This is a genomic window from Mucilaginibacter sp., from assembly GCF_965225845.1.
Lineage (GTDB): Bacteria > Bacteroidota > Bacteroidia > Sphingobacteriales > Sphingobacteriaceae > Mucilaginibacter.
This window is the reverse complement of the sequence record NZ_CBDDBL010000002.1, coordinates 1222660-1235677: the sequence shown is the minus strand read 5'-3', so window position 1 is coordinate 1235677 and position 13018 is coordinate 1222660. Positions and strand designations below refer to the sequence as shown.

General features: G+C 42.6%; 11 protein-coding genes. 8 read left to right on the top strand and 3 right to left on the bottom strand.

Going from position 1 to position 13018, the window contains the following annotated elements:
• The first annotated feature begins 62 nt into the window (after nt 1-62).
• Complete coding sequence (locus tag ACYZ0U_RS09385; RefSeq protein WP_461451828.1) at nt 63-902, top strand: MBL fold metallo-hydrolase; 840 nt, start codon at nt 63-65, stop codon at nt 900-902.
• Between the two features lie 163 nt (nt 903-1065).
• Entirely contained in the window at nt 1066-1926 is an 861-nt protein-coding gene (locus ACYZ0U_RS09380; RefSeq protein WP_461451827.1) for a sigma-70 family RNA polymerase sigma factor, read from the top strand.
• Nucleotides 1927-2071: 145 nt separating this feature from the next.
• Here ACYZ0U_RS09380 and ACYZ0U_RS09375 read toward each other — a convergent pair whose 3' ends face one another.
• Nucleotides 2072-3088, bottom strand: a complete 1017-nt coding sequence (locus ACYZ0U_RS09375; protein ID WP_461451826.1) for a threonine aldolase family protein — start codon at nt 3086-3088, stop codon at nt 2072-2074.
• Nucleotides 3089-3244: 156 nt separating this feature from the next.
• Here ACYZ0U_RS09375 and ACYZ0U_RS09370 point away from each other — a divergent pair, with 156 nt between their 5' ends.
• Nucleotides 3245-3940 carry a hypothetical protein gene (locus ACYZ0U_RS09370; RefSeq protein WP_461451825.1) on the top strand — a complete coding sequence of 232 codons (696 nt, stop codon included), beginning with the start codon at nt 3245-3247 and terminating at the stop codon, nt 3938-3940.
• Between the two features lie 178 nt (nt 3941-4118).
• Here ACYZ0U_RS09370 and ACYZ0U_RS09365 read toward each other — a convergent pair whose 3' ends face one another.
• Nucleotides 4119-5333, bottom strand: a complete 1215-nt coding sequence (locus ACYZ0U_RS09365) for a BaiN/RdsA family NAD(P)/FAD-dependent oxidoreductase (protein WP_461451824.1) — start codon at nt 5331-5333, stop codon at nt 4119-4121.
• On the opposite strand from ACYZ0U_RS09365, the gene ACYZ0U_RS09360 reads away from it, so the two are divergent.
• From ACYZ0U_RS09360 to ACYZ0U_RS09340, 5 genes are all read left to right on the top strand, one after another.
• Entirely contained in the window at nt 5332-5940 is a 609-nt protein-coding gene (locus tag ACYZ0U_RS09360) for an NADH-quinone oxidoreductase subunit A (RefSeq protein ID WP_461451823.1), read from the top strand. The genes ACYZ0U_RS09365 and ACYZ0U_RS09360 overlap by 2 nt on opposite strands.
• Nucleotides 5933-6409 (top strand): NADH-quinone oxidoreductase subunit B, encoded by a 477-nt coding sequence (locus ACYZ0U_RS09355; protein WP_461451822.1) that lies wholly within the window; start codon nt 5933-5935, stop codon nt 6407-6409. Before ACYZ0U_RS09360 ends, ACYZ0U_RS09355 begins: the two co-directional genes overlap by 8 nt.
• A gap of 151 nt (nt 6410-6560) precedes the next feature.
• Nucleotides 6561-6989, top strand: a complete 429-nt coding sequence (locus ACYZ0U_RS09350; RefSeq protein WP_461451821.1) for a VOC family protein — start codon at nt 6561-6563, stop codon at nt 6987-6989.
• Between the two features lie 325 nt (nt 6990-7314).
• On the top strand, nt 7315-9246 hold the full coding sequence (locus ACYZ0U_RS09345; RefSeq protein ID WP_461451820.1) for an ABC-F family ATP-binding cassette domain-containing protein: 1932 nt from the start codon (nt 7315-7317) through the stop codon (nt 9244-9246).
• Nucleotides 9247-9322: 76 nt separating this feature from the next.
• Nucleotides 9323-10585 carry a type IX secretion system plug protein gene (locus ACYZ0U_RS09340; RefSeq protein WP_461451819.1) on the top strand — a complete coding sequence of 421 codons (1263 nt, stop codon included), beginning with the start codon at nt 9323-9325 and terminating at the stop codon, nt 10583-10585.
• Between the two features lie 133 nt (nt 10586-10718).
• Here the strand turns inward: ACYZ0U_RS09340 and ACYZ0U_RS09335 are convergent, their stop codons facing one another.
• Nucleotides 10719-12974, bottom strand: a complete 2256-nt coding sequence (locus ACYZ0U_RS09335; RefSeq protein WP_461451818.1) for a S9 family peptidase — start codon at nt 12972-12974, stop codon at nt 10719-10721.
• Nucleotides 12975-13018 lie beyond the last annotated feature (44 nt).

Sequence of the window (13018 nt, the reverse complement as noted above, 5' to 3'; positions counted from 1 at the left end):
TGTTTTAGATGAAAATCCAGTTCTTTTTTTGACTTTTGAATTTTAACTTTTGAATTTCAATTATGATCCTGCATACCATCGATACCGGTTTTTTTAAGTTAGATGGCGGCGCTATGTTTGGCGTTGTACCTAAAACCATCTGGAACAAAACCAACCCTGCTGATGAAAACAATCTGTGTACCTGGGCCATGCGCTGCCTGTTGGTTGAGGATGGCGACCGGCTCATATTGATTGATACCGGGATAGGCGACAAGCAGGACGAAAAATTCTTTAAACACTATTATTTACATGGTAACGCTACCATGGATAAGTCCCTAGCGGCAAAAGGCTTTCACCGCGATGATATTACCGATGTATTCTTAACGCACCTGCATTTTGATCACGTGGGCGGGGCTGTTAAGAGAGAAGGTGAAAAACTAAGGCCTGCTTTTAAAAATGCTTTTTACTGGAGCAATAAAGACCACTGGGAATGGGCGGTAAACCCTAACGAGCGCGAAAAGGCATCCTTTTTAAAGGAGAACATTTTACCGATACAGGATAGCGGCCAATTAAGATTTATCAACACTGAAGATGGCATTAAATTCAGCGAAGATTTTCATGTAAAGTTTGCCTTCGGGCATACTGAGGCAATGATGCTGCCGCTGATCAATTATAAAGGAAAGCAAGTATTGTATATGGCTGACCTGCTGCCATCTGTAGGGCATTTACCCATGCCGTATGTAATGGCTTATGACATAAGCCCGTTGAAAACTTTGGGCGAAAAGAAGATTATTTTAACAGAGGCTTTGGAGAAAGAATATATTTTGTATCTTGAACACGATGCCGAAAACGAGTGTTGTACACTGCAGCAGACCGAAAAAGGCATCAGGGTTAAGGAAACTTTTAACCTGAGTACTTTGTAAATAGAGGGAACCTTATTACCACAAAAACCGTGCAATAAACCGCATCAAATCAAATAAATACCTTATTTTTTACAACTTATTTTAGTTTAAAATTTAATAACAATTTGATAGCTTTGCGCGTTTAATTTTTCAAAAAAAAGTTTAGAATCGAGGTTTTACATAGATGAGACAACTCAAAATAACCCAATCCATAACCAATCGTGAATCTCAATCACTTGATAAGTATCTCCACGAAATTGGAAAAGTTGACCTGATAACAGCCGAAGAAGAAGTAATATTAGCACAAAAAATAAGGGAAGGCGACCAGGCCGCCCTTGAGCGATTAACTAAAACCAACCTGCGCTTTGTTGTATCGGTAGCTAAACAATATCAAAACCAAGGTTTAACCCTTGGCGACCTTATAAACGAAGGTAACCTAGGTTTAATAAAAGCCGCAAAACGTTTTGACGAAACTAAAGGTTTCAAATTCATATCCTATGCCGTTTGGTGGATCCGCCAGTCGATCTTGCAGGCCATTGCCGAGCAATCACGTATTGTGCGTTTACCGTTGAACCAGGTAGGCTCATTAAGTAAAATAAGCAAGGCTTTCTCTAAATTAGAGCAGGAATACGAGCGAGAGCCATCGCCCGAAGAGCTGGCCGACATATTGGAAACCACGGTCGACAAAATATCTGATACCTTAAGTAATTCAGGCCGCCATGTATCTATGGATGCGCCGTTTGTGCAGGGTGAAGAAAATACACTGTTAGATGTACTGGAAAATCAGGAACCGAATACTGATTCGATCCTGATCAATGAATCTTTATCTGAAGAGATCAAACGTTCCCTCTCAACCCTTACCGAGCGTGAACGCGAGATCGTAGTGCTATTCTTCGGTTTGGGGAATAACCACCCACTATCATTAGAAGAGATCGGCGAGAAATTCAACCTTACCCGCGAGCGTGTAAGGCAGATAAAGGACAAAGCATTACAGCGTTTACGCCATACTTCGAGAAGTAAGATTTTGAAATCATATTTAGGATAATAATTTTTTTATAAAAGAAAAGCCTTGCATACGCAGGGCTTTTCTTTTATGGTGTCATTTCGACGATAGGAGAAATCTTCTTGTCTAGGCATATTCGCTTTTCATATTGAAGAAGATTTTTACCTCTGATCGAATGAAAGGTCAATTATAAACTCTTCAACACCTTAACCGTATACTCTATCTGCTCCGGGTGCACATCCAAATGTAACACAAAGCGAATACGATGCTTATCAGTACTCATTGCTTTTATACCCTTTGCAGCCAGTTTTTCTAAAACCACAATAGCAGGTTCAACGGTATCAAACAAAACCAAATTAGTTTCGGCCGGTAAAACGCCGCTTATCCAGGAGCAGTTGCTTAGTGTTTCGCTTAGTATTTGTGCGTGCGCATGATCAATTTTTAAACGATCAACATGACGATCAAGCGCGTAAATTCCCGCGGCAGCTAAAAAGCCAGCCTGGCGCATACCGCCGCCAAAAACCTTACGGATGCGGCGAGCATATTTAATCGTCTCCTTATCTGCCAAAAAAACAGATCCCACCGGCGCGCCTAAACCCTTAGACAAACAAACCGAGATCCCGTTAAAATATTTACCGTAATCAACTGGCTTATCACCTGTATGGGCAAGTGCGTTAAAAATCCTCGCGCCATCTAAATGCAGTTTCAAACCCTTATCGCGGCACAGATCAGCAATTGGTTTTATTTGAGCTAAAGTATAGCAGCTGCCGCCGCCTTTATTCACTGTATTTTCAAGCGCCACAAGAGTAGTGCGCGGGAAATGTATGTTCTCGGCGTTAATTTCCGGCTCGATCATTTCAGCCGTGATGATACCACGGTAACCATTAAGCAAACGGGTTGATACCGCCGAATTAAAAGCAATTCCCCCACCCTCGTAACGGTAAATATGCGCGGTTTGGTCTGCTATCAATTCATCCAATGGATGTGTAAAGCATTTAATGGCGATCTGGTTAGTCATGGTTCCCGAAGGACAAAATATGCCGGCTTCCATACCGAATATTTTAGCTGTTTTTTCTTCCAGCTCGTTCACGGTTTCATCTTCGCCGAAAACATCATCGCCAATTTTGGCATTTATCATGGCATCCAGCATGCCGGGGGTTGGCTTGGTTACGGTATCGCTGCGCAGGTCGACGGTTAATTGCATATATTAAAATGGTCTGTTAAAAACTCAAAACTAATTATTTTTGTTGTGTGGAAATAATGCGCTTGTAAAGAAGTTGAAACAAGTACTAATAAAGTGAATAAAAACTTATTTTTGCCTAAAGTAATTTTGCAATAAATACTACGTTTACCTACTATTATGTTCAAAACCCCAAAAATCTGCTTATTAATCCTTTGCCTGTTATTTGTTTTTGGAAAATCAAAAGCACAAACCTGGGTATCAGGCAGCTATTACGATGTTAAAAATAACAAATTTACCGGCTTGGTTTCCATGAAAATGTCAGGCAGGCCTGTTGTTCCCGACGAAGCATTTATACAATACAAACCCAACGACAAGGCAAACCCTGTAAAGATCAGCGCGAGCGAACTAAGCTCATTTACGATGGGCCGCGATAGCTTTATTGTAGCGGTTGCGCCGAGACTGGGTCCATGGTCGAAATTCGAGCTTGACTTTGTTAAAGTTGTGGTTGACGCTGACCCTAAATTGTATATGTTTAGGGGAAAAGTTAGCGGTGGCGGTGGCGTACAGCCTGATGTTGGCGTTGGCATAGGCGGCGGTTTCGGTAGCGGTGGCGGCGGTTTTGGTTTCGGCCTTGGCGGCGGCATCAGCATACCATTGGGTGGTTCCTATGTAACAGGTTATTATTATGGCGAAAATACTGCTGTAATGAAGCAGTTAACACCCGTTAATTTCATAGATGTGATGAGCCAGATTATGGGTGATGAACCGGAAATCGTCGACCAGATCCATCAAAATAAATATAACTTACGCAATATTGATAAGCTGATCAATAACTATTATAAAGCACAGGCTTCGCACGGAGCACAGCAATAATTTTTACAATCAAGATTTAAGAGTCAGGAATCAATACGTTAATCACTTTTGATTTTTGACTTTTTTGTCTGAACCCAAATTTTTAGAATGAACGGAATAGGGAGAATGATTTTTTATTTTGTAAATTTTTTAATTCAATAAATTCGAGTTCAAAATTTGGGGTGATTCCTGACTCTTTCTACAAGTTCTGTGCTATCACAAACCCGCAAGCCCAGGCCCATTGAAAATTGTAGCCGCCGAGCCAGCCGGTTACATCAACACATTCGCCACCATAAAACAGGCCGGGAACTTTTTTAACTTCGAGGGTTTTAGAGGAGAGTTCGTCGGTTGACAGGCCGCCGCGCATTACTTCGGCTTTGTCGTAGCCCTTATCTCCTGCCGGTTTCACCTTAAATTCATGGATTAGTGTGCTGATATTCTCAATATCCGTTTTGGTTAGCGATGCGAGATTTTTTTCTACCGGAAGTTTATCACTTAAGGCCTCAGCAAATTTACGGGTGTAGAGATTAGCTAAATAAGCCAGCAACATCTTTTTACCGTTTATCTCTTTTTCCTGCTGAATGAGTTCTGCAATATTCTGGTGGGGTAACAGGTCGATGTAAATGGATTCACCGGGTCGCCAATAGGATGAGATCTGCAGGATAGCCGGGCCGCTTAAGCCCCAGTGGGTAAACAAAATATTTTCCTCAAAGCTAATTCGATCATTCCAAACACGGCAAAAAATACTGTTGCCGGAGAGTTGCTCATACCAGGGCTGATCTTTCCCGGTAATGGTTAAGGGCACTAAAGCAGGTGCTGTTTCAGTAAGATTCAAGTCAAATTTTCGCGCCATTCGCAGGCCAAAATCCGTTGCGCCTATTTTCTGTATGGGTAATCCGCCGGAAGCGATGACTACTTTGGGGGTTTTCAGTTGATAATCCTTCTCACCTTTTTCAAAGGTTACGGTAAAGCCATTTTCGTTTCTATCAATATTTTTGACAGTGATATCACACCTGATCTCCTGGCCCAGATCACGGCATAAGCCGGTAAAAACTTCAACCACATCTTTTGCTTTATTAGTGGTCGGGAATAACTGGCCTAAGGTTTTCTCCTGTCCTTCAATGCCATAGGTTTCGAAAAAGCTGATGGTATCATCGACTGTCCACTGCGCGAAGGCTGATTTACAGAAATGCTCATTTTGAGAAATGAATTGCTGTGCCGAGGAATAAAGGTTGGTGTAATTGCATCGCCCGCCGCCGCTGATGAGGATCTTAGCTCCTACCCGGTCGTTTTTTTCGAGAATTAATGTTCGTTTGCCTAAAAATCCGGCTTGAACTGCGGTCATTAAACCACATGCGCCACCGCCAATAATTATAGCGTCGAAATCTGTTTGTTTTATTAAATTTGTTGCCATGGGCGATGTTGCGCAAATATCAGAATTTGGAAAGATACTCATCTTTTTAATTACAGGAATAATTATCGTGTGCGGTATTTTTGCTGCTAACCGCTTATTCTCTACTTATAACCCCAATCCTGAGAAGTTAACTTCATACGAATGCGGTGAAGAACCAGTTGGTAGTGCATGGTTGCCTTTTAATTCGCGTTTTTATGTGATCGCCCTGGTATTCCTGCTTTTCGAAGTGGAAATGGTTTTTGTTTTCCCCTGGGCTACAGTTTTTGGCAGCCACGAAATTGCTAAGGCAGCGCCACAATGGGGATTGTTCTCCTTAATTGAGATGTTTATCTTTTTAGGGATATTGATCCTTGGTTTATTGTATGTTTGGTGTAAGGGCGACCTCGACTGGATAAAGCCAGCCGTAATAAAGCCAACCACTGATGTAAAAATCCCCGCATCTTTATACGAACAGTTGAATTTAGAACAGAGTACTTATACCGTTCGGAAATTCAGTTTGGAGCCTGCTGCTGTTGCTGCCGGTACTGCTGAAACCGCGCCTGCAACGCCGCAACCGATCAGGAAACCGATGTTTAAACCTACTTTTAAGAAGCCTGAAAATGAGTAACGATATAACAAGCGAAAGCGGCGGTGTGGTAATTACCAAGATGAACGACCTGTTAAACTGGGCGCGTTTATCATCATTATGGCCGATGAGTTTTGGGATTGCGTGTTGCGCAATTGAGATGATGGGTTCGTTTGCTTCTACTTATGATCTAGATAGGTTCGGTGTTTTCCCGCGTCCGTCGGCAAGGCATTCAGATGTGATCATTATTGCAGGTACGGTTACTTTTAAAATGGCGGAACGCATTAAACGCTTGTACGAGCAAATGCCTGAGCCTAAATATGTGATCTCCATGGGTTCGTGCTCCAACTGCGGCGGGCCTTATTGGCAGCATGGTTACCATGTGGTTAAGGGTGTTGACCGGGTGATACCTGTTGATGTTTACGTGCAGGGTTGCCCGCCACGGCCGGAAGCTTTGATCGGTGCGATTTTGGAGTTACAGAAGAAAATTGAGACGGAGAGTTTGGTGTAAAAACTTAACTTTTAAGATTAGGAAAATTTACCTCTTGCTCGTTTGCAACGAGTGCTTAAAGTGGGTTTGCGATTGCATCGCAAGATTTATATTTTAGCGTCTAGCCAAATTAAGCGCTGTACATATATAAATAACCAATTAACATACAATTATGAGAGCAATTAACCCCTGGATCAATTTTAACGGCAATGCCGAGGAAGCGTTCACATTTTATAGATCAGTTTTTGGCGGCGAGTTTACGAAGATCGTGCGTTTCAAGGAGCTATCGAGCGAGGAATTCCCGATACCTGAAAACGAAGCAAACAAGATCATGTACATTGCCTTACCTATTGGCAAACAAAATGTGTTAATCGCTAATGATGTTCCGGAGTTTATGGGCAAAGTAAACGAACAGGAGAACAGGTCGAAAATAGCTGTTAGTGCGGAAAGTCGTGAAGAAGCGGACAGGGTATTTAACGGTTTATCAGCTGGCGGAGAAGTTGAAGGGCCGATTGGTGATAGTCCGTGGGGCACTTATGCCGGGATGTTCAGGGATAAGTATGGGATTGAATGGATAGTGGAATTTGATCCAAATTTATAATTCATAGTCTGAGGTAGCGAGGCTTCAGGCAGTAATATTTCAAAGAACGTTGTTTGCTCTTTCGCAAGAGCAGATGACATATACATACAAATTTCGGGAAATGATTTGAGAAAAGTACTGACACTGTTTTGTCAGTAGGATTGTCTGAAACTGAATTTACAAAATTTAAGAATGTGCAGAATAATTAGCATTATTAGATAAATTAGTTAGCTCAATAAATTCCGGTTGAGACAATGGTAACCTGCCTACTTTGTTTACATTTCCATAACCAACCACGTCACGTTTTAGCTTTCAAAATTCGGTTCAAAATCGTACCTTTGCGGAAATGATAGCTATAAATAACCTTACGTTTGAGATTGGTGCAAGAGCCTTATATGATGAAGCAAACTGGCATATAAAACCCGGAGAAAAGATAGGCCTGATCGGCGCTAACGGAACCGGTAAAACCACCCTGCTTAAAATTATTGTGGGCGAATACAAGCCTACATCGGGCACTATATCCATGGCGAAGGACCTGCTGATGGGTTATTTGAACCAGGACTTGCTATCTTACTCATCCGACAAAAACATATTGCATGTAGCAATGGAGGCTTTTGAGCGCCAGAATCAACTGCATGATGAGATTGAAAGCTTACTGCAAAAACTGGAAACTGATTATAGCGACGAGCTATTAAATAAGCTAAGCGACAAACAGCATGAGTTTGAATTGCTGGATGGCTACAACATTGAATACAAAGCACACGAAATTTTAGCGGGTTTAGGTTTTACCGAAGCTGATACGCACCGCAAGCTGAGCACTTTTTCGGGTGGATGGCGCATGCGCGTGATGCTGGCTAAAATACTTTTACAGGCACCGGATATTTTACTGCTGGATGAGCCTACGAATCACCTTGACTTACCTTCTATCCAATGGTTAGAGGATTATTTGAAGGCCTTTGAAGGCGCCGTGATCATCGTATCGCACGATAGGTGGTTTTTGGATAAGGTGATCAACCGTACGGTTGAATCGCGCAAAGGAAAACTGACCGTTTACGCGGGTAACTATTCTTTTTATTTAGAGGAAAAAGCGCAGCGTGAGGAAATTCAGCGCGGTGAATTTAAGAATCAGCAATCTAAGATCAAACAGGAAGAGCGTTTAATTGAGCGTTTCCGCGCCAAGGCATCTAAGGCTAAAATGGCGCAGTCGCGTATTAAGGCATTGGATAAACTGGAGCGTGTGGACGATGTGGATGATGATAACCCATCAGTAAATTTCAGCTTCCGTTTCTCAAAACAATCAGGCAGAAACCTGGTGACTTTGGAAAATGTGACCAAGAAATATCCGGCTATTGATATTTTGGATAATGCCGAAGCCATTATTGAAAAAGGTGACAAGATCGCTTTGATCGGTGCCAACGGTAAGGGTAAATCTACCCTTTTGCGTATTGTTGCCAATGCTGATAATGATTTTGAAGGCAAAAAAGAGATTGGCCACAACGTAACCCAAACATTCTTTGCACAGCACCAATTGGAATCGCTGCATTTAGAGAGCCAGATATTACAGGAGCTTCAGGCCTTCGCACCTAAACATACCGAGACTGAACTTAGGTCGATATTAGGTTCGTTCCTGTTTACAGGTGACGATGTATTTAAAAAGATTAAAGTGTTATCGGGTGGTGAGAAATCGCGCGTGGCGTTGGCAAAAGCGTTAACCGCGGATGCTAATTTTTTAGTACTGGATGAGCCTACGAATCACCTGGATATTGCTTCGGTTAATATTTTGATACAGGCTTTGCAGCAGTTTGAGGGTACATTTATCGTGGTATCTCACGACAGGTATTTCCTGGATAACGTAGCGAACAAGATCTGGTATATCGAAAACCAAAAGGTTAAAGTTTACCCGGGTACCTATGCCGAATACGAGGAATGGAACGCCAAACGCAAGCTGGAGCAAAAAGGCCTTCCTGCTGCCGCACCAAAGGTTGAAAAGAAAGAAGAAAAAAAGCCTGAGCCTGCTAAACAACAGCCTCAGTCTGACAATAAATTTCAACAGCTAAAAAAGCTTAACCAGGATTTGGCTAAGATGGAAGAGCAAATGACCGAGCTTGAAAAACAAGTGAAGCAATTTGAAGCCCAGCTTGCCGATGAGAAGCTTTACAGCGATTCGAATAAGTCAAAAGAAGTTACCCGCCAGTACGATGCTAAAAAGCTGGAATTAGGCGCAGTACAACAACGCTGGGAGGCTTTGGTCGAGCAGATAATGGAATTGGAAGCGTAATATCTGTATTACCTTCTCCCGCAATGCTTCTTTGTGTATATCTTTGAGATATAAACGAAGAAGCATTTTTTATTTCATGATAAACAAATTCCTCACTTTATTATTGGTGTTAATCGCTGTAAAAAGCGTAGCCCAAACGCCTTACGATAACAACGTTTTTAACCCCAACATTAAAACGGTTGAATTTTATAATACCAAAAAAGAACCCTCCTTCCCTATCATCAATCTAAATTCCGGCGAGCAGGTTGAGCTGGCATTTGATGATCTGCGTGGCGGGCAGCATTATTTTTACTACACCATTGAGCATTGCGATGGCGACTGGAACTCGTCCAACCTCTCCACCACCGATTACCTGCAAAATTTTACCGAAGATAAGATCCTTGACTATGCCTACTCATCCGCTACCTTTCAAAAATTCACGCATTACTCTGTTAAGTTTCCCAATGAATATATCAAACCCAAAATATCAGGAAACTATATTTTAAAGGTTTATGAAGATGATGACCCTACCAAAATGATCCTCACCCGCAAATTGTATGTATTGAATAGTAAAGTGTCAATCACCGGCGAGGTGGTAACCTCAAGCGACCAGGACAAACGGGCGACTAATCAAAAGATCAACTTCAAAGTTAACTATGGCTCATTAAAGGTACAAAACCCTAACCTGGACCTGCGCATTTGGGTAATGCAAAACCAGCGCGATGAAACAGGCTCATTCACCACACAACCGCAATATATCCGAGGCAATGAATTAGATTACGGCGATCTAACCACTAACGATTTTCCCGGTGGCAACGAGTTCAGTCATTTTGATACACGAAGTTTAAAGCTAAACTCGGCCGGTGTTTCGCATATTTATAGAGACACCGCGAACTCGGTAGTTATGGAAACTGACCATAGCCGCAATTTGCCTAACTATACTTTTTTGTATGATAACGATGGCGAATACTACATCCTGAACCAGGATGCTGGCACCAACCCTACTATCGACGCCGATTACGCTCATATGTTCTTCAGTTTTGAATCACCCGGCAAAACCCCTGCAAATGGCTCATTGTATATTGCAGGCAAGTTTAATGATTGGAAACTGGACGACCGCAGCAAACTGGACTATGACAGTAAAGGCAAATTCTTTACCCACCTCTTCTTAAAGCAGGGGGTTTATGATTACCAATATGTTTGGGTTGATAAAGCAACCAAAAAACCTGATTACATCACCTTGGAGGGCAGTTATTTTGAAACCGAAAACAAGTATCAGCTATTGGTTTATTACCACCCGCCGGCGGCGCGCTGGGAAGAATTGGTTGGGTATTTGGTTTTAAGTTCGGTGCAGAAGTAGCTTATTCACGAAGCGTGAAGGAGGGCTGTCATGCTTCGACTACGATCAGCATGACACCCTAACTCAATAATATTAAACAAAAAATCCCCGATCAGCACAAAGCAAATCGGGGATTTAATATGTAGTTCAATTCTTACTTCCTGTCATTCAAATTAGGCAGGTTATTATTGCCCTTCAGGTATTTCTCCAAATAATCAAAGCTTAAATTCTCGATCAGCAAACGGCTTTGAATGTTGTAAGCTGCGCCGTGTGCTCCCGGAGGATAAATGCGCAGGTCGGCATCTTTACCGGCATTAGTAAGCGCGGTTAGCAACTGCATGGTATTGGCAGGGTGTACGTTGTCGTCGCTCATAGAGTGGATCAGCAACAGGTGATCTTTTAACCCGCCGGCTTTAACCACATTTGAGCTTGCTTTGTAGCCTTCCAGGTTATCATCTAAAGTACCCATGTAGCGCTCGGTGTAAATATCATCATACAAACGCCAGTCGGTTACCGGGGAGTTGGCTATGCCCACTTTAAACACGCCGGGATGGGTAAGTAAGGTGTAAGTTGTAATATAACCACCATAGCTGCCACCCATAATAGCCGTTTTTGTACTATCGATATATGAAAGACCTTCCAGGTAATGGGCAGTTTCGGCAAAATCCTCGCTTTCAAATTTACCTAATTGTTTATAAACTTCCTTTAAAAAGGCGCTGCCATAATTGGCATTGCCGCGGTTGTTTACATTAACCACTACGTAGCCATTCTGCGCCAGCCACTGTGCCCAGGCATCGCCTGAGAAGCTGTTGAATACACCATGAGATTCAGGTCCGCCGTAAACGGCCATTACCAATGGGTATTTTTTGTTTGGATCGAAGTTCTCCGGTTTAATGATCGAGCCATCCAGTTCAACGCCATCGCGGGTTTTAAAGTGGAATAGTTCCTGCGGCGCGTAGAAATGCGTGCTCACAAAATCACTAACCGCTTTATTATCTTCCAGCGTTTTCAGGATCTTACCCTTGTCATCGCAAAGGTCAACATGTGTTGGGGTGGTGATGTTGCTGTATTTGTCGATGTAGTATTTGGTGTTAGGCGACATGTCTATATCATGGAAACCCGGCTCCAGCGACAGCTTGGTTTTCTTACCGCCATCATATTTAACGGAGTAAAATTGCTGCTGTAGCGGCGAAGCTTCTGCTGATAAATAGTAGATAGTTTTAGTATCCGGGTTGATACCAGTAACTTTGATCACATCCCAATCGCCTTTGGTAACCTGGTTAACCAGTTTGCCATCGTAATTGTAACGGTAGATGTGGTAATAACCTGAACGGTCAGACACCCAGAAGAAATCCTTTGATTTCTCCGGGAAATACAGCATATCATTTACGTTGGTATAAAAATTAGATATCGCTACCCAAGTGCTGTTCTTCTCTTCCAAAACCACGTGGTGTTCACCGGTTTTTACGTTGAAGAAGTACAGTTTCATATCGTTTTGCGCACGGTTAAGGGTAACCATGGCTAATATATCCGGGTCGCTTGTCCAGTATATCCGCGGAATGTAGAAATCACCGGTTTCATCAGGGCTTAACCATACTTTTTTTCCTGAATTCACATCGATCACACCGATTTTTACCGATGGGTTTGGATCGCCAACCTGTGGGATATTGATATGGATATTATTTGGATGCTGGCCCTCGTAATTGGTCATTTGGAAATCCGGCACCTTGCTTTCGTCAAATTGCCAAAAAGCAATGTATTTATTATCAGGCGACCAGTTCCATGCTTGCGACACTTCCAATTCTTCTTCGTAAACCCAGTCGCCATGGCCGTTAAATATGCCGTTTTCACTGGTTACGTCGCTAGTCAGTTGCTTCTCCTGCGCGGTAGCAAAGTTATAAACAAACATATTGCCGTCGCGCTCAATGCCTACCATCGAACCATCCGGAGATAATTCAGCAGAGCGGGCATCCTTGGCGGCAACTTTTAATTGCTTGCTCTGGATATCGTAGATATAATAATCAGATACCCCTGAACGGCGGTATTTCCTTCGAAAGTTATTTTGGAAAACCAGGTGTTTAAAATCGTGCGTCCAGTCGAATTTAGTGTACTCAAATGGCTTGTCGGTGCCCGGGTATTTCAGGTCGGCGTTGCTGAATATCACGCTTTCCTTTAGCGTAGCCGGATCCATCGAGCTGATCCCATCCTTACTTGCGAAGGAGTATTGGTTACCGCCATTTATCCAATCCACATTTTGCGGACCGGATTTACCGCGAAGCATGCGGCTGGAAGATAAAGCGTTTTCGAGACTGGTGTATTGGGTTTTAGTTTGAGCTAATGTATTATTGGGTAACACAGCGCTGCACAAACAAAGGCCCGCCAGCATGCCTTGTAATGACTTATTTTTCATGAATGAGGATATTAAAACTGGCTAAATCTAATCAGAATTTTCAT

Coding starts and splice junctions, on each gene's coding strand:
- ACYZ0U_RS09365 (WP_461451824.1), bottom strand. CDS start 5,333: ATGGCAACAAATTTAATAAAACAAACAGATTTCGACGCTATAATTATT.
- ACYZ0U_RS09385 (WP_461451828.1), top strand. CDS start 63: ATGATCCTGCATACCATCGATACCGGTTTTTTTAAGTTAGATGGCGGC.
- ACYZ0U_RS09360 (WP_461451823.1), top strand. CDS start 5,332: ATGGGCGATGTTGCGCAAATATCAGAATTTGGAAAGATACTCATCTTT.
- ACYZ0U_RS09335 (WP_461451818.1), bottom strand. CDS start 12,974: ATGAAAAATAAGTCATTACAAGGCATGCTGGCGGGCCTTTGTTTGTGC.
- ACYZ0U_RS09370 (WP_461451825.1), top strand. CDS start 3,245: ATGTTCAAAACCCCAAAAATCTGCTTATTAATCCTTTGCCTGTTATTT.
- ACYZ0U_RS09375 (WP_461451826.1), bottom strand. CDS start 3,088: ATGCAATTAACCGTCGACCTGCGCAGCGATACCGTAACCAAGCCAACC.
- ACYZ0U_RS09380 (WP_461451827.1), top strand. CDS start 1,066: ATGAGACAACTCAAAATAACCCAATCCATAACCAATCGTGAATCTCAA.
- ACYZ0U_RS09340 (WP_461451819.1), top strand. CDS start 9,323: ATGATAAACAAATTCCTCACTTTATTATTGGTGTTAATCGCTGTAAAA.
- ACYZ0U_RS09350 (WP_461451821.1), top strand. CDS start 6,561: ATGAGAGCAATTAACCCCTGGATCAATTTTAACGGCAATGCCGAGGAA.
- ACYZ0U_RS09345 (WP_461451820.1), top strand. CDS start 7,315: ATGATAGCTATAAATAACCTTACGTTTGAGATTGGTGCAAGAGCCTTA.
- ACYZ0U_RS09355 (WP_461451822.1), top strand. CDS start 5,933: ATGAGTAACGATATAACAAGCGAAAGCGGCGGTGTGGTAATTACCAAG.